The sequence below is a fragment of the Aquisphaera insulae genome (assembly GCF_011064615.1).
In the GTDB taxonomy this organism is placed as follows: Bacteria; Planctomycetota; Planctomycetia; order Isosphaerales; family Isosphaeraceae; genus Aquisphaera; species Aquisphaera insulae.
In genome coordinates, this window is sequence record NZ_JAALJH010000008.1 from 90,290 (window position 1) to 114,632 (window position 24,343).

Here is a 24,343-nt window from a genome sequence, read left to right on the forward strand (position 1 = left end):
GCCTCTAGGTGCGGGTAAGTGGAGCAATTCGGCCTGCATGCGCGGGAAACGCGGCCGTGAGGGCGGCGCAGGATCCCTGCTCGTAGTCCGCGTAGTCGAAGCCGGGGGCCATGGTCGCCCCGAGCAGGATGAACTCGACGCCCGGCTCGAGCATGGTCCCCTGCCAGATGCCGGGCGGGACGATGACCTGCGGGGATTCGCCTGCGAGGATGTCTGATCCCAGGATCACCTCGCGGGCTTCCCCGTCCGGATGGATCTGGAGCATCCTGGCCGGTCCGCCCAGGTAGACGTGGAAGACCTCCTCGGTCGGGAGCCGGTGCATCTCGGAAAACGTCTTCGAGGTGAGCAGGTAGTAGATCGAGGTCCCGTGGCTGCGGACGGCATCAGGCGGGTATCCGGGCGGGAGCGAGGCTCCCCGGATCGTCCGCTCGGACCGATACGTCTCGCGGAAGTAGCCCCCCTCGATCGGGTGCGGCTTCAGGTCGAGCGCGGCGATGATCTCTTCGGCGGTCGGCATGATGCTCCGATTTCCTGCTGGCGGCGCGGCGGGCAACCCGATTCCTCGACGGGCGTCCGGCGACTCTATCCCGATCTTCGGGTCGGTGGCAAGCGACCACGAGTCTGTTGTCGTCGGATCGAAAGAAATCATGGATCGACGCCCGTGCAGCCGATCTCAATTCGGGATACTGTCCTTGCCAACCGGGATGCCCGGACGGAGAGGCGGCCATGGCCAGCCGAACTGGGGGTTGCGAACACGCCCGACGAGTCCGGTTCGGGCGCGTCCTGAGCCTGATGCTGGGTCTCGCGGCGGGCTCCGCCCGCGCGCAAGACGGCCCGCCGCTCGAGCCGCCGATCGCGGGCCCTGCGACCACGCCCGCACCGAAGCCGGCCGAGCCTGCGATCCCCGCCGCCCCCGCGAGCAAGCCCGAAGAGCGTCGCCCGCTCCTGGTCATCCCCGGCGTGACCGCCCCCGTCCCTCCGCGTCCCGATCGGCCATCGCCCGCTGGCACCCAGCGACCGCCGGCGGTCGAGGTGTCCTCGCCCGCGCTGACCGGACCCGCGACGGCCAGCCGGCCGCCGATTGTGCTCTCGCTCGAGCCGATCGACGAGGAAGAGGCCCGGATCGAGGAAAAGAAGACCAGGATCACGAAGCCCCGACCACCGCAGGCTGCGGACGTCCCGGCCCGCGACAGCTCGCCCGCACCGGCCCGGCCCGAGGGCTTCCTCAGCCGGTTCTTCGCCCCACCCGGCGGCCATGCCACGCCCAAGGCCGCGGGGAGCGCCATCACCGTCGAGCCGCGATCCGACCCCGCGGCCGAATCCGCGGTCAAGCGTCGCGTCGAGGGCCAGGTCCGACAGGAGCTCGGAGATCGCCTCCAGTCCGTCGAGGTCCGGGTCGTCGGCCGGACCGTGAACATCAGCGCCAAGGCATCCTACTTCTGGCAACGGCGGTCGGTCCGTCGGGCTCTCGAATCCTTGCAACTCCCCGCGGGCTATCGGGTCCGCGTTGAGCGGGTCGACTGAGCGGTCGTCGATCCGTCGCGACCGGCCTCCCCGGGACCCGATCGGGTTCCTGGTTTGACCGGGGGTGGATACACTGGTGGCTCGTTTCGGCCGGTCGGGCCGGAACCTGAGAGTCATCCGGCAGGGGCTTGAATGGACACCAACGCGCGGCTAACGGAGATCGACGGCGTCACGCTCCACCTGGGAGAGCCGGATGCGACCGATCATCAGGACTGGATCGGCCAGGATGAGGTCCTCCGCCAGCTCCTCGCCTGCTGGCTGGTGGTGGACCGTCGCGACCGGCCGCTGTCGCCGCGCCTGATCGGGCCGCCGGGCATCGGCAAGACGACCCTCGCCATGGCCGCCGCGCGGCTCCGCAAGCGGCCGCTGTTCATCACCCAGTGCACGGCGGATACCCGGCCGGAGGACCTGATCGTCACGCCGGTCCTCGCGGAGAGCGGCCGGATCGCCTACCACGCCTCGCCCCTGGTCACGGCGATGATCCGTGGCGGCGTCTGCGTCCTGGACGAGGGGAACCGGATGAACGAGAAGTCGTGGGCCAGCCTCGCCCCGCTCCTCGACCATCGCCGCTACGTCGAGAGCATCGTCGCGGGCATCACCATCCGCGCCCACGAGGATTTCCGCGTCTGCGTGACCATGAACGAAGACGAGTCCACCTACGAGGTCCCGGACTACATCCTCTCACGGCTACAGCCGACGCTCGCGCTCGGCTTCCCCGGCCGCGACGACGAGATGGCCATCCTCCAGTATCACCTCCCCTTCGCCGAGCCCGAGCTGCTGGCCATCACGGTCGAGTTCCTCCAGCAGGCCCACGCGTTGAAGCTCGATTTCTCGCCCCGCGACGGGATCAACATCATCCGGTACGCGATCAAGCGGATCGCACAGGACCCCAGCCATCCCCTGAGCCGAGATGTGGCCTGGCGGGAGGCGGTCGAACGGGTCCTCGGGGAGGAGGCGGCCGACCTGGATCGGCTCGCCCGGCGGAAGCGAAGTGCCCTGGGCGACCAGCAGGCGCCGCTGGGCCTGGGCGACCTGTTCTTCGACCCGTCCGACCCCCTCTATCCGGACTCGCGAGAGGACATGGACGCCGAGGACGACTGATCGCCGGAACGGGTCAGGAACGTGCCGTGAGCCGTTCGTCGGCCGCAGGCCAGACACAGAGGACCGCCTCGTCCAGCGTGGGGAAGCAATCGACGAGCATGGTCAGTCGGACCTGGTCGAGGAGGGCGACGATCCGGGCGTGGGCCTGGCAGATCCGCAGGCCGCCCCCCTCCCATTCCAGTCGGACGTGATGCGCCAGCAGGAACGCGATCGCCTTCCGGGACAGGTGGTTCACGAACTCGAGGTTGACGACGACCCGGCTCGACCGGCCGGCTTCGCGGAGCGACTCCAGCTTCGATCGAACGGCCTCGATGGCCTCCTCATGGTCCAGATCCGCGAACTGGGGAGTGACCACCAGGATCCCCTCCACGTCCTCGGCCCGCACCCGCAACGTGCCGTCGCCGGCGTCGTCCCCCGTGACGGCCATTTCCTCCGTTGGCATCGGCTCGGATTCCGGAGCCGCGGCCAGGGCCGGGGCCAGGGAGATCGTCTCCGTCCTGGGGACCGGGGATGGGATGCGGGCGGATCGATCGATGAGGACGGTCAGACAGGCGGGGCCGATTCGGATCTCGTCGCGGTCGTGGACCTCGGCCTCATCGTCGCGAAGCAGCTTGCCCCGGACCGTTGTGCCGTTGGTGCTGTCCAGGTCGCGGACGAAGACGCGGCCGTCTCGGATCTCCACGGCGGCGTGTTGCTTGCTGACCTGGGCCGACTTGAGGCGGAGCTTGCAGGGCTGCTCCCGCCCGATCAGGAGCCTCGATTTCGAGACGGTCACGGACCGGCCGTCGCCGGTGGACCCCTCAATCTGAAGCCGGACGGTGAACGAGTCCAGGGCCTCTCGGGCAGCCCGGCCGGGAACCTCGGCCTCGCTCGGCGCCCCGCCGCAGATGGGCGGGACGGGGGCGACGGAGCGGATCGCCGCGAGCAGGTCGATCGGCAGTTGCTTCGGGGTTGAGCAGGCCGGCCAGGGACTCGAGATCGCGGCGGCCTCGTCGGGATGAAGCTCTAGGTCTCGCGACATGCCAACGATCTCGAAGATCTCCGCGAGCCGCGGGTCCAGGCCGCAGATCTTGAGCCTGCCGCCGTCCGCCTCGGCGCAGCGGCGATGGGCGTTGCCCACCACGCCGATGATCCAGCTACCGAGCCTGGTCACGCCGCTGAAATTCAGGACGAGGCGGTGATTCCCCACGGCGATCAGGTCCATGAGATCGGTCTCGAGCTCGCGGAGGTGAGACCGCTGGACCAGGGCCTGGTCCAGGATGCGGACCATCGTGTAGCTGCGGCGATAGGCCACCTGGAACCGCGCCCAGCCTCCCTGGGACGCGACCGCCGGGCCCGCGTCCCCCCCGGACTTTCCGTCCTTCCTCGACCTTGGGCGAAACGTGGGGAGGTTCTGGATCAGGCGATTCCAGTGGTTCTCCCGGGCGGGGTCCGCCTCCTGGTCCAGGTTGCAGGCGATCCACTCTTCCAGGCGTCGATCGCGGGAGCTCGCCTGGGGCCGGGGCCGCAGGAGCGTCGCCGACGATTCCAGCCGACCGATCAGGGGGATCTCTTGTTCCTCTGCGAACATGGATCACATCTCCGAACGACCCGGGCGGCACAGGTTCAGGGGCATGCGGGCACGCCCCTCGACGGACGACGATCGAAATGGCCCGCGAGAGACGCTCGCGGCCCTTCCGTGAATCGAAACGCGATGTAGGGCCCGGTTACGTCGCGAGGAGTCGCGACGGGTTTCCGGAAATCGGCACGCGGCCGTGTGGGCCGCTGCGATGAGCGACTGGACCTGGCGTGCGGAGGATAGAGAATCGCGAGGGCGGGCAGGAGAGGGCTCCCCGATTCATCATCGGAGCACCTGCTCGCCCCGCGATTCTCATGTCTGTCTAGGCGACATCCACCACCGCTTCGTCCCAGAATCCTGAAAAAAGGAGCCCGGTCGGGCGAGTCGGCTCCGGACCTCATGCGGAACGACGGCGATGCGTCGTGACTCGAACCATTCCCCGGCCCTTGGTAGACTGAAACGCCCGCCCATCTCGTGATTCACGGGCGCAGGCTGCCTTCCCAAACTGCATCAAACGCACCATGGCCAGGCCCCCATTGAGTCCGGACGATTTCCTGACGATCGGACCGCGGATCCGCGTCCTGCCGATCATCCACGGCTCGGGCGATTGCGCGATTCGCGTCCGTGAGGAGCTGCTGGCGCGGCCCTATGATTGTCTGGCCGTGCCGCTCCCTCCCTCTTTCCAGGACGTCGTGGAACAGGCGGTCGAGGCCTTGCCCCGACCTGCGGTCGTCGTCCAGCCCGATGTCGACGGGGAGGACGAGGGGCCGGGTTTCAGCTTCGTCCCGATCGACCCCTGCCAGGGGGTGATCGCCGGGATTCGCACGGCGATCGGAGAGCGGATCGCACGCGAATTCATCGACATGGAGACCCCCCGCTTCGAGGCGTTGACGGCGGCCTTCCCGGACCCGTACGCCCTCAGGCGAATCTCCCCGGAACGATTCGCCGCGGCCATCTTGCCGGCCATCCCGCGCCCCGAATCGTCCCAGCACCGGGCACGGATCGACTGGATGGCGGCGAGGCTCCGCGAGATCGAGGCGAGCCGTCGCATGACGCTGCTGGTCTGCTCGCTCCTGGACTGGCCCTGGATTCGTGAGGCGTACCTGAGAGAGTCGGTCTCCCCGCCCCCCGACCCTTTCTTCGCACCCGTCCGAACGCACGACGTGGATCCGCGGACCCTGCTCTTCCTCTTCGGCGAGCTTCCCTTCCTGACCGCGCTCTACGAGCGAGGGCGGCGGGAGCTCACCGCGGACGACAACCTCTCGGTGGACGGGGTGAAGGAGCTCGTGATCGAGGCGCGGGAGCGGCTCCGGCGCGAGCGGCCCGACGCCGCCAGGCGGATCACGCCCCAGTTGCTGTCGATCTATTTTCGATACGTCCGCAACCTGTCCCTCATGGGACGCCGGCTCACGCCGGACCTCTACACGCTCGTGGTCGCGGCGAAGCAGACCGCCGGGGATGACCTCGCCCTGGCCATCGCCGAGACGTCGCGGGAGTATCCCGCCTGGGAAGCCGACGTCGAAACGTACGATCCCGGACTCGACGAGTCGGGACCGCTTCGCATGGGCCTGGACCGGGCCGATGTCCCGGGCCACGGGCCCGCGAAGATGACGAGCCGCCTCCCGGGCCAGGCCCTGTCGTGGCGATCCTGCGAGCTTCGGCCGCGACCGAAGCCTCCGGAGCAGAGGCGATGGCGGCAGCGATGGGATCCCTTCGGCATGTGTTCGTGGCCCCCGGAGGATGATCGGATCGAGAGCTTCCATCGACACGTCCGCGACCAGGCGAAGGCGATCCTAGGCGCCGACCTCGCCCGGGTGGAGAAGTTCACGACCAGCGTCCGGGACGGGATCGACATCCGGGAGACGCTGCGAAACTGGCACACGGGCGACCTCTACGTCCGCGTGATCCCGCCCAGCCGGGGCTCGATCGAGGCGGTCGTCTTCCTCTTCTCGACGCCCGCCGACCCCGAGGTCTTCACCCATCGGGCGACCTGGTTCGCGGAGCACTCCGAGGAATCCACGCTCGCCTTCTATGCCACGGATCCGATGAAGAACCTGGTCGGGCCCGGGATCGCCCGCGCGGAGTACGGCGGCGCCCTCTTCCTCTTCCCGCCGCGACCGATCCCCGAAATCTGGACCGATCCTCGACTCGAATTCGCCTCGACCCTGGAAGATCGGCTCCTCGCCGCCGCGTTCCTCCACAGCCGTGATCGCCACGTGGCGGTCGTTTCGGGGATGCCGCCGACGGCGTCGTGGCGTCGCCTGGCGCGGCGGTTCGGCCGCAAGATCGTCCATCTGCCACTCAAGCGGTTCGGCGGCCAGCTCCTGGAGCGATTGCGGACGTTCCACATCCTCAATGGCCGGCACGTAAGGTCCTACGCCGCGGACTATCTCCGCGATTCGTGAGGCGCCTGGCCCTCGTCGTCCTGGACCGGAGGCGAGAGGTGGCGCCCGGTCCGGATCCCGAGTCGGAGGAACTGGAAGAGCGCGAACAGGACCAGGGCCGGCAGGATGGCGTAGGCGAGATAGATGCTCCCGGGGATGCCGATCGCCGGGCCCGCCAGCGCCAGCGGCACCACCACCAGGATGCTCAGCAGCAGCATGCAGCCGGTGGACGTCATGATCGACTTGAAGACGGCCTCCTCGCTGATCTCCTCGTAGTGGAGGTCGATCGTCCGCCCTTTTCGGAGGCTCCGGACCACGGCCTCGGAGAGCTCCATGGCACGCGTGCCGTCGCGGAGGCTCGGACCGGGGGCCCGTCGCCCAGGCTCCTCGCGGAGGGCCAGGGCTTCGTGAAGCACCTGCATGATCGCGGCGCGGGGATCCCACGAGGGCAACTCGGTCACCGACTCTTCGGGGCCGGACAGGCTGCGGTGGATCAGCCGGGAAGTGCCCTGGATCATCGAGGGATACTCGAGGGTCAATGTCGCGAGCGTGCCGGCTAGAGTCAGTCGAAAAGCCTCCGACGGACCGGACATGATCCGGATCTCGGCCCGGTCGCCCCCGGTCGAGCGAAGCTGGACCAGGAGCTCCAGTTCCGGAGTCGTCCCGGGCGGATCGCCGCTGGCGGTCAACGAGTCGATCTCGCCGAGTAGTGCGCCGATCGGGTCCACGGCGACGGGGAAGATGTGTCGTGCCATGTCCTCATCGGTTTCCTCCACCGAGATCTCGTGGCGGAGGGCACGAACGGTCCCGATCTCACCGTTTTCTCGTCCGGCCCGAAGGGCGGCAACGCCCGGATGGAGGCGGAGCGGGAGATAGGGGATGATCACGGAGCCCGTCTCCTCGCGACTGAGGGCGACCTGATAATAGGCCTCGGAGTCGTCGCCGGGCGGATGCAGGCAGATCACGGCGAGGCCCTCGGCGGCGCACCGGCGGAGGGCCTCGCCGCGAGCCAGGATGGGGCCGCCGACGATCACCAGATCCAGTCTCGCGAGGGCGAGGCCCTCGTCGAGATCGGCGACGAACCTGGCGTTGACGACCCGGCTGGCGAGGTATCCCCCCAGGATGCCGAGGAGGCTGTGATCGGGGTGACTTGAAAACCAGGCTCCCCAGACGAGCTCCTCCGGTCCGTCTCCCACCACCAGTACGTTCATCGTTCCGACTTCCCCCGGGCCCTCGCCGGCCGTCGCCCGGTGCCCGGGCTCGGAGGATTGACCGGCCTCTTGCAACCTAGCGATAATGAGCGGGCCGGGCAACGGTCAGACCGGCAAGACGACCATGATGCTGCAGACCGGCCGCGCGGGGTGTGAGTTCGTGATCGCGATTGAGAACCTGCTTGACTTCCCGCCTGCGGCCCGCGGAGCGATGGTGACGGTCGGCAACTTCGACGGGGTGCATCGCGGGCACCAGCGATTGATCGGGCGGCTGCGGGCCGCGGCCGAGGCGGCCGGCGTGCCGGCCATGGCCATCACGTTCGACCCGCATCCGGCCGCGCTCCTGAGGCCCGAGGCCGCCCCGGTCCCGCTCGTCTGGCCCGAGCGAGAGGTGGAGTTGCTGCTCGCGGCGGGCGCTTCGAGCGTGGCCGTCTTCCGCACGGGGCGCTGGCTCCTGGACCTTTCCGCCCGCGATTTCTACGACCGAGTGATCCGCGGGCTGCTCCGCGCGAAGGGGATGGTGGAGGGGCCGAATTTCGCATTCGGTCACGACCGCCGGGGGACGGTCGAAATCCTCGCCGATTGGTGCGCCGAGGACGGCCTCGAATTCGAGGTGGCGGATCCCCTCCGAGACGGCGGCGTCCTGATCTCCTCGTCGCGGATCCGCGATGAGCTCCACCGCGGTCATGTCGAGGAGGCCGCACGGCTCCTCTCCCGGCCGCACCGGATACGCGGCATCGTCACTCACGGAGCCGGCCGGGGCCGCGGGATCGGGATCCCGACGATCAACATCGACGAGATCGATACCCTGATCCCCCTCGACGGCGTGTACGCGGCGCGGGTCCACATCGTGAACGACAGGGCGGATTCGCCCTCCTCCATCTGGCCGGCCGCCTGCAACATCGGACCGAATCCGACATTCGGCGAGCAGGCGCGCAAGGTCGAGGCCCATCTCATCGGCTTCACGGGAGACCTCTACGGCCGGGCCGTCGAGCTCGAATTCCTGGCGAGGCTCCGCGCCACGCGTCCGTTTTCCAGCGTGGAAGAGCTGATCGGGCAGATCCGCGAAGACATTGCGCGTGCGAGTGAGATCGCAGGGTCCTCGATCGCGAGCCCCGACTGATACTAGCCCCCCGGCTGGTGGTGTTCGTAGTATCGCCCCAGGGCCATGATCCTTCTGATCTGGCGGACGACGACATAGCCCGTCAGGCCGAGCGCGGCGACGTAGATGTTGGGGTACTGGAGATCGTCGCGGGTCCAGGTCACCAGCGGCATGGACCAGTCGATCGTAAGTGCGCAGAACAAGACGAGGTAGGCCACCGCGGACATGATGGTCGTGAACCAGACGAGTCCCGGTCGGAACCAGAGCCCCGACGCCGCGATCATCAGGGGGTAGCCGATCAGCAGGGTGCTGTCGGACTTCCCCAGCAGCAACAGGCAGGCCGTGAGGCAGATGATGTCGGCGGACGCCCAGAGTTGCCGGACACGGTCGGATCGCCAGCCCCGACGCGCCAGGAGCTGGAAGAAGACCGCGGACGCGGCCCAGGCCAGCAGGGTCGCCTGGATCTTCCAGTGGAGCGTGACGTTCGACGAGGAGGAGAGGAACTGGCGATTGAACTCGGTGAGCGCGAAGATCACCGAAAGGCCTCCGACCCTGGAGACGACCTCCGGTTCGCGGCGGGTCCATCGGCGGAGTCGATGCAGGATGCCGGTGGCCTCGCTCGCCTCGCCGTCGAGGAATCGATCCAGATCAGCGGCCAGCTCGGTGGCGGACGAATAGCGATCCTCCGGCAGCTTCTCCAGGCACTTCAGGCAGATCAGCTCGAGCTGCCGGGGCACGGCCGGGGATAGCTCGCGCGGGGGCACGGGGTCGCGCTCCAGGACCTGGACGATGGTCTCCATGACGGTCGGCGTGCGGAAGGGCGGCCGCCCGGTGAGGAGCTCGTAGAGGATCGCTCCCAGCCCGTACACGTCGGTCGCCGGCCCGATCGAGGCGCGGTGCCCCGACGCCTGCTCCGGTGCCATGTAGCTCGGTGAGCCCAGCACGGCACCGCTGGCGGTGAGGGAGCTTTCCTGGCTGGACATCCTGGCCAGGCCGAAGTCCGAGATCTGAGGCTGGCCTTCGGCGTCCAGGAGGATGTTCGACGGCTTGAGGTCGCAGTGGAAGAGTCCCCGTTCGTGGGCGTGCTGGACGGCCCTGGCCAACAGCCCGAGGAGCCGCGCCACGGCCGCCGGGTCCTGGCGGTAGTCGGCGACCCGCTGAGCCAGGCTGCCGCCCCCCATCAGCCTCATGGTGAAGTAGAGGATGCCGCCCTGATCCCGAACCTCGTAGATTGGCACGATGTGGGGATGGTCGAGATTGGCCGCCAGCTCCGCCTCCCGCCGGAATCGGGCCCGCTCCGACGGGGTCGCCATCGCCCCCGCCAGGATCATCTTGAGGGCGACGGTCCGCTTCAGGCTCTCATGCCGGGCCTTGTAGACGATCCCCATCCCGCCCCGGGCGATCTCCTCGAGGAGGATGTAATCCCCGATCCGATCCTCCCCGGGGCGGACGGACCGATCGCCGCGGCTCGATGGGGGTAGCGCGAAGGCCGGAGTCTCCGCCACGTTCACGGTCTTCATGCCCAGGGGATCGCTCGGCAGGAGCGCCGGGGAAACGCCCTGCGACAGGCGGAAGGCCTCCCGCACGGCGGATTCCCGACCCGGGAACCGCTGGAGGTAAGCCCCGAGGTCCACGGCCTGGCCGACCTCACGCCGGAGCTCGATCTCCAGCGTCAGGAGCTCGACGAGAAGGTCGCGGACATCCTCGTCCCGGGAGCGGCCGAGTTCCTGCTCGATCGAGGGCTCCTCGAGGGACCGCCAGGCGGCCTCGAACCGCTCGCAGGACTCGTGGATCCGGGTCGCGCGGGCCAGCTCCGCCGCCCGATCGACGACGGATTTCGGCCGGCTCATTCGTGCACCTCGGCATCAGCCAGCCATGTCTTCCGGATCAGGTCCAGCCGGCGGGCGACCGTGCGGCGGGCGCATCCGAGCTGGGAGGCGATCTCGTCGGATGTATAGCCTTCCATGCGACGGATGGCCACCTCGCGGAGGCCGTCATCCTCGAGCACATCGAGCAACCGCGCGCATTCCTCGGCGACCATCGCCGCCAGCTCCGGCGAGGGCCCCTCGCCCGCGAGGAGGTCCAGCCCTCCGGCCGGCAAGCCCCCCTCCGCGCCGTCGCCACCCGGACCGCGGAGTGCGGCCTCCTCCACGACCTTCCCGCCTCCTCGCTTCAGCCGCCGCTGCCTCTGGACCTGGGCGTAGGACTTGCGCACGGTGATCGTCATGAGGATCTTCCAGAGGTCCTCCCGATCGGCGAGCTGCGGGAACCGGCCGTCGGCGACTCCGGCGCAGAAGCTGTTGAACGCGCTCAGGGCCGCATCCTCCTCGTCGGCCTCCGCCCGAGGATGCCGCTGGCGGGTGAGCTTGGCCCGGGCCAGGGTGACGAGCTTCCCGAAATAGCGCTCCCAGAGCGGCTGGGCCGCGGCCAGGTCTCCCCCCCTGAGATCCCCCAACCAGTGGGTGACGGATCCAACCTGCTCGTCCATCAGCCCCGCCTCATCGAGTGACGCCACGCCGCACACGGCACCCCGGCCGCGAGCGACGGTGCGAGTACATTATCCTAGCATGTCGTCGCCACCCGGATGCAGCTTGGTAAGTCCGGTTTCCGGTCACGGCAGACGCCGCTATGCTTGAAACGGAAACCGCAGCCCGGGCACGCCGCTCGGGCGAGGAGGAAGAGAATGAGCCCGAACCGCGGCCTCGAAACGACGGGGACCGACGCGCCTTCGCGGCGCGACGTCCTGAGATGGTTGGCGCTGGGCTGCGGGACGTGCATGCCCATGGCCTCGGCGGCGGCACAGCCGCCCGCGGCGCGGCAGGACGATCGCGAGCCGGAGAAGCCCGGCGATCTCGATGAGGCCGCCATCCGCCGACGGCTCGAGAAGCTGGGCCTCGGTCCGATCGTCACGGCCCGTTCCCCCCATTATGTCGCGATCGGAGACGCCCCGCCGGCCTTCATGAAGGTGATCGTCGACGATTGCGAGCAGATCGCGGTGGACTTCATGGGCCATTTCCGCTCCCGCAAGTTCGATCTCCGCCTGCCGGAAAAGCCGCTCCTGGTCGTCGTCTATCGGGACGACCGATCCTTCGGGAAATTCTTCAACCTGCCCTCCTTGCTGGACGCGGCCGCCCAGGGGCATCCGGTCCAGCCGGCCGGCGTCTATGAGCCGTCGACGAACCTGCTTCACGTCTTCGACTGGCGGAGCGTCCCCATGATGGCCCGCTCCGGCCACCGCAACGCGGAGACGCTCTCCCACGAGGGGACCCACCAGCTCAGCTTCAACACCGGGCTCCTCCAACGCGGCAAGGACATCCCGCTGGCCATCGTCGAGGGACTCGGGGCCTACGGCGAGGCCCGCAAGACGGACGGGCCGAGCGACCTGGGACGGCTCAATCTGAAGCGGCTGGACGACCTCGCCAAGATCCAGCGGCGGATCCCCTGGATTCCGCTCCGGACCCTGCTCGCGGACGACACCGTCCTCCGCGTCGGCCGCTCAGACCGGGTCTTCCTCGGGTACGCCGAGAGCTGGCTGCTCGTCCACTACTTGCTCAAGGATCCGGCCGCCGTGCCGCGGTTCCGCAACTTCCTCCGGGCCATCGCGACGCGGGAGGATCCGAGCCGACGGCTCGACGACGCCGCCGCGACATTGGGGGACCTGGATGTCATCGATCAGGAGCTGAGGCGTTACCAGGTGAAGCTCCAGATGTCCGTCCGCTGAATCGAATTCACAAAGCAAGCGAGGCCGGATGCTCAGCATGCATCCGGCCCCGCCCGAGAATTCCGGCTTCGTTGCGTCCTCCGGCCTCAGTTCGCCTTGGGATTGAGGCTGGGCGATCCCGGCAGCGGCGGCAGGGCGGCGGTGGTCTCGTTGACGTCCGGGACGAACTTGCTGGCCGCATCCCGGACCGACTTCGATTGATCCTGCCGGGCCATCTCCGCGAGCCGACGCTTGATCGGGATGGTCGGAGGAGACTGAGCGGCCAGGGCGGACACCGATTGCACCCGGACCGATTCGTCGGCGTCGTGCGAGAGCTGCATCAGCCAGACGAGGGGGTCGATGTCGGTGCGTCCCTTGATCAGGTTGATGACCGACGCACGCTGCTGGGGCAGGGGGCTGACCATCAGGCTCCCGAGGTGGATCTGTTCCTGATTGAGGCCGCGGGCCTTGAGCATGACCATCACGGTCTCGCGGATCGTCTCGTCCTCGTCGTGGAGCCGCTTGAGGAGCAGGTCCTCGGTCAGGAGGGCGGGCCGATGCGCGAAGGAGACCAGCGTCTGACGACGAACGTCCACGCTGTCCTTGTCCTCGAGGTAGGGGATGGCCGGTGCGGCCAGGATGTCCCTGGGCAGGAGTCCCAGGCAGGCGATGGCGCCGATCCGGGATCGCAGGTCCGACCCCGCCAGGCAGCGAAGGACGGGGGCGTGCAGCCCCTGCTTCCACGCCGCCAGCTCATCCTCCTCCGCCTCCGCGAGGGAACAGCCGGGCAGCCAGACCCAGAGCTTGCTCAGCTCCCCCAGGGCGATGTACCGGACGTTGCTCTCCGGATCGGCCAGGCTGGCCGAGAGGATCTCGTGGACCGGGGGGAGCGCCTGGATCCAGGACCGGGGGGCGGTCTCGACCGCAAACTTCTCCAGGACGTTCCCGGCAACCAGGGCCGCGGTCGCCCGGGCGGGGGGCGAGAACTTGTCGAAGCCGGCGCGGAGGCCGTCCAGCACCTTCAGCCACTCCGCTGCTTCCTGGTCGCTGATGGCCTTGCGGGGCACATTCGGCCGCGGCACCGAGCGCTCCTGGACGACCCCGAGGACCGCCGGATCGCTGTTCCGCAGCCCCTCCGCCAGCGACGTCAGCGAGGCCGCATCCGTCGAGGTCCCGGCCGCGACGGCCACCGCCGGCGACGCCTCGCGGCGGGCGGTGTAAAGCCCGAAATACGCGGTCGCGGCCACCGCCGCACCGACGACGACTCCACCAATCCAAAGGCCCGCCCGACGTCGCTCTGGCATGGTTGCCTCCCTGCGAAGACCGGATCCGTGTCCTGCCGTATTCCCATCGCGCCCGCGGGGCCAATCCGACCTGATTCGTCGGCCCCATGCCCTCGGCGGTATCCAGCCACCCCGGCCGCGAGCCATCGAGGCTCGTTCGAGTCGCCTCGCCCTCGCGAACGGGTGGCGGCCCGGCGAGGAGCCGGCGCCCAGTCCATTGGCCGGCGATCTTAGTCGTTCGACCGAATCCGACAAGGGCATTTCGAGAACACATTCAAGTTTCCCGGCGGGACGGCCGACACGCCGCGGCCTCCCCGACGCGGTTGCGAGGTCGCCCGGACCTCCCTCTACCCGGATTGCCCCCATTCCGAAATTGACCTCCTTTCCCCGACGGCGAATTCCGCCCCTCCCGTCGGAAAGGGGAGTCAGGAGAAGCGGCCATTCGTCCGATCTTAAGAGGGTGGGCACGAGGAGGCCGCGGCCGCGAGAGAGGAGTCTCCGGTCGCAAGCCCTGGCGCATCTGCGCGACGACGGAGACGTCCATGATCGGAACATACGTTTGCCCGCCCGGGCGAGCAGGACGGCGGCTTGGGCTGGCGATGGGGGCGGTCGCGGTCGCGATCGCGCTGGTCGGCCCGGGCTCGACCGCGCGCGGCGGGATCGGCAGGCGGCTCGATCCCGCCCAGGTCGTCCCGCTGGACCAGTTGCCCGCCGAGTCCCGCGAGAATGTGAGCGAGGTGATCCGCGATCACACGTTCCACCGCCAGGGGGAGCCCGAGTCCTTCCCCTGCTCGTCCGGGCTCTACCTGAGCCTCGTCGATGAGCCGATGCTCACGCTGGCCCTCTGGAAGGACCTGGCCAACTCTCCCGTGCAGCTCCGGCGGATCTCCGCCGACCGATTCCAGGGCGAGGACGGCGCGGGGACCACGGCCACCTGGGACTTCCTGCTTCGCACCCCGAAGCTCCACGTGATGCTCGCCTACCTGAATTACTCCGGCCCCAAGAGCAACGCCCGGATCGACGCGCGAGTCCTCCTGATCGTCCGCACGGGCTACTACAAGGAAGTCAACAAGCAGCCGTACATCCAGCACAACGTCGAGGTCTTCGTGAAGGTCGACACCAAGGGATGGAAGACCCTGGCCCGCACCCTACGCCCCGTGGTCGAGCGGATCCTGGCCGACCAGGTGGACGAGGCGGGCCAGTTCATCTCCCTGATGAGCCGGCTGGTCGTCACCTATCCGAACTGGGCCATCGACGTGGCCTCCGCCCAGCCTTCGCTCGACGAGTCGACGCGAGGGCGATTCCGCGAGATCGTGGCCCAGGACCGACGGCCCAACGCCTCGCCGGGTAGGCCGGTCGTCATGGCCAATGCCGGCAATGCCGGGGCGGAGACGCGAAGGCGGTAGTGCGATTTGGGGCAATCGGGAATGCCTGCCCCCCGTCTCCCGGAGGACAGGCATCCTTGCCTTTCCTGTAGCCACCCCGATGATCAGGTCGTGACCGGGCGCGGCACTACGCAGGCTCCGCCACGACGCCGGGCGTCGGGACATCCCTCGACGTCCCGGCCGGGTGATGGCTCTCCACGGAGAAGCGAATCCCGAGCCGCCGCGAGAGGTTCACCACCATGTCGAGCAGCGCGTAGAAGACCGGGGTCACCAGCAGGGCCAGGATGAGCGAGAGCATCTGGCCGCCGATGATCACCTTGGCCATGCTGGCCCGGGCGCCCGAGCCGGGCCCCTGGCCGAAGGCGATCGGCACCATGGCCGCCACCAGCATGACCGTGGTCATCAGGATCGGTCGCAGCCGCGTGTGATTGGCCTCGATGATCGCCTCGTTCCGCGACTGGCCTCGGGCCCTGAGCTGATTCGTGGCGTCCACCTGGAGGATGCCGTTCTTCTTCACGATCCCCACCAGCATGAACAGGCCGAACATCGCGTAGAGGTCCATCGGCGTCCGCCAGAGGACCAGGGAGAGCATCCCGAACGGGATCGTGACCGGGAGCGCCATCAGGATCGCGATGGGCTGCATCCAGGACTCGAACTGGGCCGCCAGGATCAGGTACATGAACGTGATGGACAGCGCGAAGGCGATCATGAAGTAGTAGCCCGTCTCGCCCAGCGTCTTCGCCTGGCCCGTGAACACGTAGGAATATTGCGGCGGGAGGTTCATCCCCTTGAGGATCGCCTCGGCCCGGGAGATGGCCTCGCCGAGCGGGATGCCCTCCGGGTTGCCGAGCACCGTGACGATCCGCTCCCGGCCCAGGCGCTCGATCTCCGAGGGCCCGCGGCTCTCGTTGAGCCTGGCCAGGCTGGCGAGCTTCACGAGGCCGACCGTGGGGGAGGGGAGCGTGAGCTTGTAGAGGTCCTGGGAGCTCGCCCGTTCCTTCGCGTCGGCCCGCAGCCACACGTCGTACTGCTCGTCGCCGTCGCGGAATTTGGAGATCGGCAGGCCGCCCACCAGAACCCGCAGCGTATCGGCGACGGTGCCGACCGGGACCCCCAGGTCGCTGGCGGCCTCGCGGTCCACCAGGACCTGCACCTCGGGCTTGCGGAGCGACATGGTCGTGTCCAGGTCGAGGATGCCGCCATCCTTCCTCAGCTCGCCGATCAGGCGGTCGCCGAACGTGGCCAGCTCGTTGAGGTCCGGCCCGGCCAGGTTCACCTGGAAGGTCTGGGACCGCCTCCCCCCCTGGAACGCGGAGACGTCGTTGACGCTGACCCGCAGGTCCGGGTAATCCTCCAGCAACCGGCGAGCCTCCTGCTGGATGGCGAACTGGGAGTAGCTCCGCTCCTCCAGCTCCTCCATCCGGACGTAGATCGACCCCCGTGTGACGTCCCCCTCACCCTTGACCGTCCGGCCCCCCTCGGTCTGGCCGACGCTCGTGAAGACGTGCCGAGTCCCCTTCAGCTTCCAGATCCGCCCCTCGAGCTCCGTCAGCAGCTTCGAGGTCCGATCCAGGCTGTATCCCTCCGGCGTGGTGACCGAGATCTCGTACTCGCTCTGGTCGTCGCGGGGGATGAGCGACAGGCCCATCGCCCTGCCGATCGGGATCGTGCTGGCGATCACCCCGATGGTCATCAGGACGACCAGGAACTTGAATCGGAGCGAACCCCGGAGGACCAGCCCGTAACTCCCGTCGATGATCCGCCAGATGAATCCGGACTTGGACTTGGCCGCGTGGTGCCGGCCATCCCCGGCGTGCTCGAGCTTGAGGAACCGGCTGCAGAGCATCGGCGTGAGCGTGAACGAGACGAACAGGCTCATCGCCACCGCGAAGGCGACGGTCAGGCCGAAGCTCGAGAAGAAGCGGCCGACGATCCCCCCCATGAAGGCGATCGGCAGGAAGATGACGATCAGCGACAGGCTCGTCGCCAGCACCGCCAGGGCGATCTCTCGCGTCCCCTTGCGCGACGCCTCCATGCCATCCATGCCGTCCTCTTCCATGTGCCGGAAGATGTTCTCGTGCACGACCACCGCGTCGTCGATCACGATCCCGATGGCCAGGATCAGGCCCAGCATGGTGATGTTGTTGAGCGTGAATCCCATGTACCTCATGAACATGAAGGTGGGGATAATCGACGTCGGGATGGCCATGGTGGCGATCAGGGTGGTCCGCCAGTCGCGGATGAACAGGAGGATCGTGGCCGAGACCAGGACCGCGGCCAGCATGAGGTGGAACTTGACCTCCTCGATCGACTTCTTGATGAACCGGGACTGATCGCGGATGACCTCCGTGGAGATGTCCTGCGGCAGCGCGGCGCGGAGCTGCTCGAGCCGCTTCTTGAGGTCCTCCACCACCTTCACCGTGTTGACGCCGGACTGCTTCTGGACCACCAGGCTGACCGCGCCGTCTCCGTCGAGGCGGGCGAGGGTCCGCGGCTCCTCGTTCGAGTCCATCGCCCGGCCGATGTCGCGGACGCGGATCGGGTAGCCGTTCCGGTTGGCGATGATCAGGTCGTTGAACTCGCGCTCGGTCTTGAGCCGGCCCAGCGTCCGGAGGACGAGCTCCCGCGGCCCCTGGTCCACGCGGCCGCCCGGGACCTCCAGGTTCTGGCGGACGAGCGCCTGGCGGACGTCGTCCACGGAGAGGTTGTAGCCGGCCAGGCGGTCGGTGTCGACGACCACGTTCATGGCCCGCGTCCGGCCGCCGACGAGGGTGATGGCCCCGACTCCCGGGACGGTCTCGAGCCGCTCCTTGATCTGCTTGCGGGCGATCTCCGTCACCTCGCGGAAGTCGCGCCGGCCGGAGACGGCGATCGTCATCACGGGCATCGACCCGGTGTCGAACTTGTCGATGATCGGCGGATCCGTGCCGTCGGGCAGGTCGGCCAGGATCGTGTTGACCTTGTCCCGGACCTCCTGGGTCCCGACGTCGCCATTCTTCGAGAGCAGGAACTGCACGGTGACGATCGAGACGCCCTCCTGGGTGATCGAGCGGAGCTCGTCGATCCCGGAGACCGTGTTGATGATGTCCTCGATCGGCTTGGTCACCGTGGTCTCCATCTCCTCGACGCTGGCGCCGGGGAGCACGGTGGTGACCGTGCAGACCGGGAAGTCCACGTTCGGGAAGAGGTCCACGCCGAGCTCGTTGTAGGAGACGATCCCCATCACGACGGGGATCACCACGAGCACCCAGGTGAAGACCGGGCGATTGATGCAGAGGTCGGAGATCGACATGGTTCTCTCGATATCGAACGCGGGATCCGAAGGGGAACTCAGTGGGCCTCTGCCTTGGCGGGAGTCGGCGAGGCCCCTGTGGGGGACTTCGACTCGGCCTCCGCCGGGGGATGGCTGCCCGGCGGCGTCGGCGGCTCGGGCGTGCGGATGAGGACGGGGGTGCCGTCGGCGAGCTGCGACTGGCCGGTGACCACGACGTCGGCCTTGTCGGGCACGCCCTTGCCGGAAATCTCGACCCAGCCCTGGCCCTCCGCGCCGGTCACGATGTCGTTGATCGCCCGCGCCACGCCGTTCTCGATGACAAGGATCTTGGTCACGCCCGCGAACCGCACGATCGACTCGATTGGGACGACGGCGGCCTTCGCCTGGCTCTCGGTGATGATGGTGGCCTTGGCGAAACCGCCGGGCCTGAGCAGCCTCCGCTCGTTCGGCACCAGCGTCTCCACCTGGAAGGTGCGGCTCGTCGGGTCGACCGACGGGTTGATCCGGACGACCTTGCCGGTGAACGTCATCGACGCATTGGCGGCGACCGTCAGCCGGACCGGCTGGCCGACCCGGACCTCGTCCGCGTACCGCTCCGGGACGCTCGTCCAGAGTCGGAGGGGATCCTCGATCACCAGCTCGCAGACGGTCTCGCCCTCCTTGACCATCTGGCCCTCGGAGACCGACCGCCTGGTGATCGCGTAGACGACCTTGTCCGCCTGGCTGGAGCCCGGGGGAGGGACCTCGAGCGCCGGGACCCGGACCATCATGTCCATCAGCGTCTGCGAGGCCTGGTCGCGGGCGACCCGGTTCCCGACCGCCATGGCGATGACGTTCCTGGCGGTGAACCGGGCGTTGTCCAGCGCCGCGATCTGCGAGAGATACTCGTTCTCCGCGTCCTCCATCTCCTGGGCCGTGCTCGCCCCCTTCTTGCTCAGGTTGCGCTGGCGGTTCAGGTTATGGAGGGCCCGGTCGCGGGCGACCTGGATCTGGATCACCGCCGGGACGCGGTCGATGGCTTCCTCAGCATGCTTGCCGCGGAGCAATTCCTCCGTGACCCCGTACTGCTTGACGAACTCGTCGGCCCGGCTCTCCGTGATCCCCAGCTTCATCAGCTCGGCCAGGTACTTGGACTGGGCCAGGTCGTAGGCGAGCTTGGCGTCGACCGGATCCAGCTCGATCAGCGGCTCTCCGGGCTTGACCCGATCCCCCATGTCGTGGGCCACCTTCACGACCCGGCCGGCCCGCTTGGCCCCGACCGTGACCTGCTCCCAGCCGCGGAGCGAGCCGACCACCTCGACGGAACGCTCGACCGTCCGCCGCTCCAGGGGCGCCACGGTCACCGGGATGGTCCGGACCGCGGGCCGGACCTTCCCGGAGGCCTCCGCCCCCGCGTGCGAGCACCCGGAGCTAACCGCCAGGGCCAGCACGAGACACGGAGCAGGCGCCAGCAACAACCATCGTTTCATCGGATCATCCCGTGGGGTTGGAAGGCCGGCGCTGATCGAAGCCGGCAAGAAGCTGCCGGACCAGCGAGCCCGCGAGCTCCCGTCCGAGCGGCGTGTTCTTGTAGAGGAAGCCCAGCGTGGGGACCAGGATCATGCCATGGACCATCGCGTTCAGCGATTCAAGCCGATCCGTCGCCACGATCCCGTCGGCCACCAGGCGGCGACACGCGCTCTCCGTCAATCCGCTCAGGTCGTGCTTCTCGCATTCCATGTCGAGCGCGGGGCGCGATCCCGGAGGTCCGAAAAACTGGGCGTAGATGAACCGCGAGCGATCCGGATCCTCGCGAAAAAAGGCGTAATGGGCCTCGATCACGCGCTCCAGGCAGCGAACCGCGTCCTCCTCCGCGGACACAATCCCGCGGATCTGGTTCACGAGCTCCCCGAGCGGCTCCAGCACGATCGCCCTTGCCAGCCCCTCCTTGCTGCCGAAGTAGTAGTAGAGCATGGGCTTGGCCACGCCCGCCGCCTCGACGATCTCGCGAACCGAGGTCGCATCGAAGCCCCGGCTCGCGAACAGGCGGGCCGCCACCATGGCCAGATGCCGCGCCGCGGGGGCATTCAGCCTCCGGGTCGCGTCACCGCCTTCCGAGTCGGGTTCAAAAACATCGATCACGAATCGGCTCGCTTGAGACTCGGTGTCCTACCCTACCGACCGGTAGGTATCTTTCCGACTCGGGGAAAATCCGTCAAGATCGAGTTCGTTCGACGAGGTCCTGGCCGGGCTTTCTGGGGCACGGCCTCGGAGTTCAGGAGATCATCCATGAATGTCAAGCATCCTGTGACACCGTCCATCACGATCGCCGACCAGCCATCCGCCGAGGAGTTGCTGGATTGCAGGAACGAGGGTTTCGTCGGGGTTGTGAACCTGCGGCATGACGGCGAGCCCGAACAGCCGCTGAACACCTCGGCGGAAGGAGAGCACGTCCGCTCCTCCGGAATGGAATATCTCCATTACGGCGTGGGGGGGAGGCCGCTCGCGGACCCGGGTGTCTCCGACGTCTGCGACTTCATCGACCGGCTCACGGCGGATGGGGGCAAGGTCCTGGTGCACTGTCGCAAGGGGGCCCGCGCCGCGGCTCTGGTTCTGATCCAGCAGGCCAGGGCCAACGGGTGGTCGCCCGCCGAGGCCCTGGCGAAGGCGCCCGCCATGGGTTTGAACGTGGACGGACCGTTGCGGATCCTGGTCGCGGACTACCTCAATCCGAAGGGGTGAATCCGGATCGTCATTCCGGGCCTCGCTGCAATCCCGGTGGAGCCGCGGGCCAGAAGCAGTGTTGTTTTCCAGGATGTCGACGAATGCCTGAGGCAGCCACGGGCCATCCTCCTGCCACATCGCCAGGAGATTCTCGCCGCAGCCGAAGGCGGCGTGGCCGCCTTCACTGTCGACCGGTCCGGTCCCTTCTTTCCCTATCACTGCGATCCCAAATCGCGGCGGATTGCATCGCGGGGATCGCCGAGCTACGAGCCGAGCTCACCATCACCTGGCGTGGCCAGCAAGCTGACGCCTGACTCCGATGTTCTGGAGTTCGCGACAGTCTTCGTCCCCGTAAATTGGCCTGGGCTCGCCACGAATTGGAAGAAGCGACTTTCATGAGAGAAGACCGCAAGTACGCCTATCGCTACCTCCTCTACTGGGCGACGCTCGATGTAAGGCACGTCGCCTGGTTCTCCGCCAGCTGGTTTCCCTTCTGGAATCCGTTCGCGTGGTCCGGATCAATCCAGCGGGTTCGCCGTGCCGGGGAGATCGCCGATTGGGTCCACAACCTTGCACTCTTCTCGGCGCTGGATTTCCGCAGCTTCGATGAGGAGCGATTCTGGGCCGATTTCGATTCGCTACAGAAACGCCACTCCGAGATTGACCTCGGATACTATAATCAGATCTTCGAAAAGGCCCTCTCCGAGCCAACAACTCCTACGTAGATTCTCGAAGGTCGACAAGCGGAATGCGAAGATCAGAATCGGGGCATCGAAGCTCAGGCTCCCCTTCCTCGTGAATTACCCCCCGGATGCGCAACCCCTTCCGTCGTTTCTTCCGCAAGCCCGTCGGCTTTCCGCTCGGCCAGCACGTCCCCGCCGACCCGGCAGAGCATGCGGCGGACTTCTCGCTTCGCAATGCCGCTCAACTCGACTGGCTGGCTGCGATCCACCTGGAGGCGCTCGGAATACCCTCCGACCGAATCGGCTCGAATGATCACGATCATGGCCTGCGAGATGCGGCTTTCAACCCGTACGAGCGCGACGGCGGTGGTGTGAGCCAGGCGGGACAGATCAATCTCGATGCCGGCTCCTTCAACCCGGAGCACGTCACTGCCAGGTACGGCACTCGTGCCGGCAAGGTCTGGGCGAGGGCGCGTCTACGCGACCGCTGGGACGCCCTGATCGCCCACGAGGACATGGAGTGGCGCAGGGGTGGTGACCATGATGCTGCAGTGCTGGATGCACCGGAAACGGACCTGCCTATCAGTGATGGCGCTCGCGAGATTCTCCGGGCGATGCGGAAAGGAGCGAGGGACGGGTAGCTCCTGAAAGCTCATACCTCTGTTCCCATCCTTGATCCGTCCAGCGGAACAGGTACTCCGGTCCGCTGAGAAAGCCGGAGACCGCGTACATGATTCCAGCACGGGCCAGTTCGCGGTAGGCTTCGATATTCTCCGGTGTCACTTCGCGACTGCCGCATTCAATGCGGCTCCGCAGCACAATCTGGGCGGCTTCGGACAGGTCCGTTGTCTGCATGGTTGCCTCCTGGCGATTACCTGACGCTTCGGCCACGTTACCAGAATTTGAGTCGCCGTCACTACAGATGCACGAAGACCAACCTCGTCAGTATCTCACCCCGTCCCAGGTCCCTTCGCCTCGTCCCAGATCGGCCCGTAGACCTCCTTGTCGAACGGAGGGCAGCCGGTCGGGAACTGGCCCATCTCGTTGTGCTTGGAGCGCATCAGGGCCGTGCAGTAGCTGAACGTCCGGCAGATCTTCTTCGGCTCCAGCGGCTTCCCCTCGATGGCCTTACGGCCGAAATCCGGCTGGGAGAGGGAGCCGCGGCCAATCCCCACGAACGTCGCCATCCCGTCGCGGACGTTGGCCGCGCCGGCCTGCAAGGCGAACGACTGGAGCCAGCTATAGCCGGAACCGACGATGGGGACATCGGGATGGGCTCGCTGGAGTTCCGCGGTCAGGCGGAAATGGCGATCGACGCCGATCAACGGATGCTCCGGGGTCTCATAGCCGTCCGGAGGCGCGTACTCGAAGGGCCGGACGAGGTGCGGGCTGGCGTAGGGATTCCCGATCGAGACGTTGAGGAGATCCAGGCCCGCCCCCTTCAAGAGCCCGATCAGCGCCTTCGGCTCGCTCAGGTCGGCCTCCAGCGGATCGGTCGCGGACGTTCCCCAGCACGAGGTCATGGGCGATCCCGGGGGGACCGGGATTCCGGTCCCGTCCGGCCCCTTCTGGTAGGGGATGCCGTCGAAGATGTTCATCCGCGAGGCCAGGATGGCCCGGGGAAACTCGGCGCGGAGCCTCGATGTCAGATCGCGGATGAATCGTGTCCGGTTCTCGAAGGATCCGCCGTACTTCCCCTGACGGCTTCTGGCGGCCAGGAGCTCGTTGAGCAGGTAGCGATGGCACTGCTTGAGGTCCACGAAGTCGAACCCGATCCCGAAGGCGAGCCCGGCGGCGACCACGAAGGCGTCCTGAAGCCGATCCAGCTCGTCGTCCGAGATCAGCGGATCGGCCGTCGTGACCGTCGCACCCGTCGCCCGATCGAGGATGGTCCTCGGGTCCAGCAGCGGGTCATGCTGCGCGAGGATCGGCCGGGGGTACGAGTAACGCCCGGAGTGGGTGAGCTGGAGGCCGACCAGAAGGTCGTCGTCCTTCCCCATCGCCTCGCGGTGGGCCGATCGACAGTCGCGGAGCAGCCGTCCGAGGGCAGGGGCGGTCGCCTCGTTGATGACGAGCTGACGCGGATTGGCCCGCCCCTCGGGCACCACGGCGCAGGCCTCTCCCCAGATCAGCTTCGCCCCGCCGGCGCCGAAGCGGCGATAGCGGCGAAATGTCAGCTCGCTCGGCGCGCCGTCAGGCTCGCTATCGCAGCCTTCCATCGGCTGGATCGCCAATCGATTGCCGAGGATCCGACCGCCCACGCGGACCGGAGCCAGGAGGGGCGTCAGGTCGGAATCGAGGCGGACGTCCAGCCCGAGGGTTCGAGAATCCGCCAGCAGGTCATTCGCGTGCTTGTATTTGAAATAGCGTGACATGGCATCAGACCGTGGACTCGAGGGTAGACGATCGCCCATCCTTGCAGCCGAGGCGTGGCG

At 67.8% G+C, this 24,343-nt stretch carries 19 protein-coding genes; 9 read left to right on the top strand and 10 right to left on the bottom strand.

Going from position 1 to position 24,343, the window contains the following annotated elements; translation table 11 throughout:
- Positions 1 to 4: 4 nt before the first annotated feature.
- Positions 5 to 517 (bottom strand): cupin domain-containing protein, encoded by a 513-nt coding sequence (locus tag G6O54_RS07220; RefSeq protein ID WP_165222374.1) that lies wholly within the window; start codon positions 515 to 517, stop codon positions 5 to 7.
- A 209-nt stretch (positions 518 to 726) separates the two neighbouring features.
- Between G6O54_RS07220 and G6O54_RS07225 the strand changes: the two genes are divergently transcribed.
- The gene (locus tag G6O54_RS07225) at positions 727 to 1,524 is read left to right on the top strand and encodes a flagellar biosynthesis protein FlhF (RefSeq protein WP_165222378.1); all 798 of its coding nucleotides are present in this window, start codon (positions 727 to 729) and stop codon (positions 1,522 to 1,524) included.
- 132 nt (positions 1,525 to 1,656) lie between these two features.
- The gene (locus G6O54_RS07230) at positions 1,657 to 2,625 is read left to right on the top strand and encodes an AAA family ATPase (RefSeq protein ID WP_165222382.1); all 969 of its coding nucleotides are present in this window, start codon (positions 1,657 to 1,659) and stop codon (positions 2,623 to 2,625) included.
- 13 nt (positions 2,626 to 2,638) lie between these two features.
- Here G6O54_RS07230 and G6O54_RS07235 read toward each other — a convergent pair whose 3' ends face one another.
- Positions 2,639 to 4,195 carry an STAS domain-containing protein gene (locus tag G6O54_RS07235; RefSeq protein ID WP_165222397.1) on the bottom strand — a complete coding sequence of 519 codons (1,557 nt, stop codon included), beginning with the start codon at positions 4,193 to 4,195 and terminating at the stop codon, positions 2,639 to 2,641.
- A 509-nt stretch (positions 4,196 to 4,704) separates the two neighbouring features.
- Between G6O54_RS07235 and G6O54_RS07240 the strand changes: the two genes are divergently transcribed.
- Positions 4,705 to 6,588 carry a hypothetical protein gene (locus G6O54_RS07240; protein WP_165222399.1) on the top strand — a complete coding sequence of 628 codons (1,884 nt, stop codon included), beginning with the start codon at positions 4,705 to 4,707 and terminating at the stop codon, positions 6,586 to 6,588.
- On the opposite strand, the gene G6O54_RS07245 is transcribed toward G6O54_RS07240, so the two are convergent.
- Positions 6,570 to 7,778, bottom strand: a complete 1,209-nt coding sequence (locus G6O54_RS07245) for a Gfo/Idh/MocA family oxidoreductase (protein ID WP_165222402.1) — start codon at positions 7,776 to 7,778, stop codon at positions 6,570 to 6,572. The genes G6O54_RS07240 and G6O54_RS07245 overlap by 19 nt on opposite strands.
- Positions 7,779 to 7,902: 124 nt before the next feature.
- Here G6O54_RS07245 and ribF point away from each other — a divergent pair, with 124 nt between their 5' ends.
- Complete coding sequence (gene ribF, locus G6O54_RS07250; protein ID WP_250846752.1) at positions 7,903 to 8,901, top strand: riboflavin biosynthesis protein RibF; 999 nt, start codon at positions 7,903 to 7,905, stop codon at positions 8,899 to 8,901.
- 2 nt (positions 8,902 to 8,903) lie between these two features.
- Here ribF and G6O54_RS07255 read toward each other — a convergent pair whose 3' ends face one another.
- Positions 8,904 to 10,730: a serine/threonine-protein kinase gene (locus G6O54_RS07255; protein WP_165222405.1), complete on the bottom strand. Its 1,827-nt coding sequence runs from the start codon at positions 10,728 to 10,730 to the stop codon at positions 8,904 to 8,906.
- Positions 10,727 to 11,368 (bottom strand): ECF-type sigma factor, encoded by a 642-nt coding sequence (locus G6O54_RS07260; protein WP_165222408.1) that lies wholly within the window; start codon positions 11,366 to 11,368, stop codon positions 10,727 to 10,729. Before G6O54_RS07260 ends, G6O54_RS07255 begins: the two co-directional genes overlap by 4 nt.
- Positions 11,369 to 11,563: 195 nt before the next feature.
- On the opposite strand from G6O54_RS07260, the gene G6O54_RS07265 reads away from it, so the two are divergent.
- Positions 11,564 to 12,601, top strand: coding sequence for a DUF1570 domain-containing protein (locus G6O54_RS07265; protein ID WP_165222411.1), 1,038 nt, complete (start codon positions 11,564 to 11,566; stop codon positions 12,599 to 12,601).
- 86 nt (positions 12,602 to 12,687) lie between these two features.
- Here the strand turns inward: G6O54_RS07265 and G6O54_RS07270 are convergent, their stop codons facing one another.
- A complete protein-coding gene (locus G6O54_RS07270; RefSeq protein WP_165222414.1) occupies positions 12,688 to 13,884 on the bottom strand; it encodes a HEAT repeat domain-containing protein in 1,197 nt (398 codons plus the stop codon).
- Positions 13,885 to 14,405: 521 nt separating this feature from the next.
- On the opposite strand from G6O54_RS07270, the gene G6O54_RS07275 reads away from it, so the two are divergent.
- Positions 14,406 to 15,269: a hypothetical protein gene (locus G6O54_RS07275; RefSeq protein ID WP_165222417.1), complete on the top strand. Its 864-nt coding sequence runs from the start codon at positions 14,406 to 14,408 to the stop codon at positions 15,267 to 15,269.
- A gap of 106 nt (positions 15,270 to 15,375) precedes the next feature.
- On the opposite strand, the gene G6O54_RS07280 is transcribed toward G6O54_RS07275, so the two are convergent.
- From G6O54_RS07280 to G6O54_RS07290, 3 genes are read right to left on the bottom strand one after another with little or no spacing between them, the layout of a single operon-like run.
- Positions 15,376 to 18,540 carry an efflux RND transporter permease subunit gene (locus tag G6O54_RS07280; RefSeq protein ID WP_165222420.1) on the bottom strand — a complete coding sequence of 1,055 codons (3,165 nt, stop codon included), beginning with the start codon at positions 18,538 to 18,540 and terminating at the stop codon, positions 15,376 to 15,378.
- 38 nt (positions 18,541 to 18,578) lie between these two features.
- Positions 18,579 to 19,991: an efflux RND transporter periplasmic adaptor subunit gene (locus tag G6O54_RS07285; protein ID WP_165222423.1), complete on the bottom strand. Its 1,413-nt coding sequence runs from the start codon at positions 19,989 to 19,991 to the stop codon at positions 18,579 to 18,581.
- 4 nt (positions 19,992 to 19,995) lie between these two features.
- Positions 19,996 to 20,643 carry a TetR/AcrR family transcriptional regulator gene (locus G6O54_RS07290; protein WP_250846753.1) on the bottom strand — a complete coding sequence of 216 codons (648 nt, stop codon included), beginning with the start codon at positions 20,641 to 20,643 and terminating at the stop codon, positions 19,996 to 19,998.
- A gap of 147 nt (positions 20,644 to 20,790) precedes the next feature.
- On the opposite strand from G6O54_RS07290, the gene G6O54_RS07295 reads away from it, so the two are divergent.
- The 3 genes from G6O54_RS07295 to G6O54_RS07305 all read left to right on the top strand — a co-directional run bounded on the left by G6O54_RS07295 (position 20,791) and on the right by G6O54_RS07305 (position 22,549).
- The gene (locus G6O54_RS07295) at positions 20,791 to 21,243 is read left to right on the top strand and encodes a protein tyrosine phosphatase family protein (RefSeq protein WP_165222426.1); all 453 of its coding nucleotides are present in this window, start codon (positions 20,791 to 20,793) and stop codon (positions 21,241 to 21,243) included.
- Between the two features lie 377 nt (positions 21,244 to 21,620).
- The gene (locus tag G6O54_RS07300) at positions 21,621 to 21,950 is read left to right on the top strand and encodes a hypothetical protein (RefSeq protein ID WP_165222429.1); all 330 of its coding nucleotides are present in this window, start codon (positions 21,621 to 21,623) and stop codon (positions 21,948 to 21,950) included.
- An 86-nt stretch (positions 21,951 to 22,036) separates the two neighbouring features.
- The gene (locus G6O54_RS07305; RefSeq protein WP_165222432.1) at positions 22,037 to 22,549 is read left to right on the top strand and encodes a hypothetical protein; all 513 of its coding nucleotides are present in this window, start codon (positions 22,037 to 22,039) and stop codon (positions 22,547 to 22,549) included.
- A 309-nt stretch (positions 22,550 to 22,858) separates the two neighbouring features.
- Here the strand turns inward: G6O54_RS07305 and G6O54_RS07310 are convergent, their stop codons facing one another.
- Complete coding sequence (locus G6O54_RS07310; protein WP_165222435.1) at positions 22,859 to 24,283, bottom strand: oxidoreductase; 1,425 nt, start codon at positions 24,281 to 24,283, stop codon at positions 22,859 to 22,861.
- Positions 24,284 to 24,343: the final 60 nt, after the last annotated feature.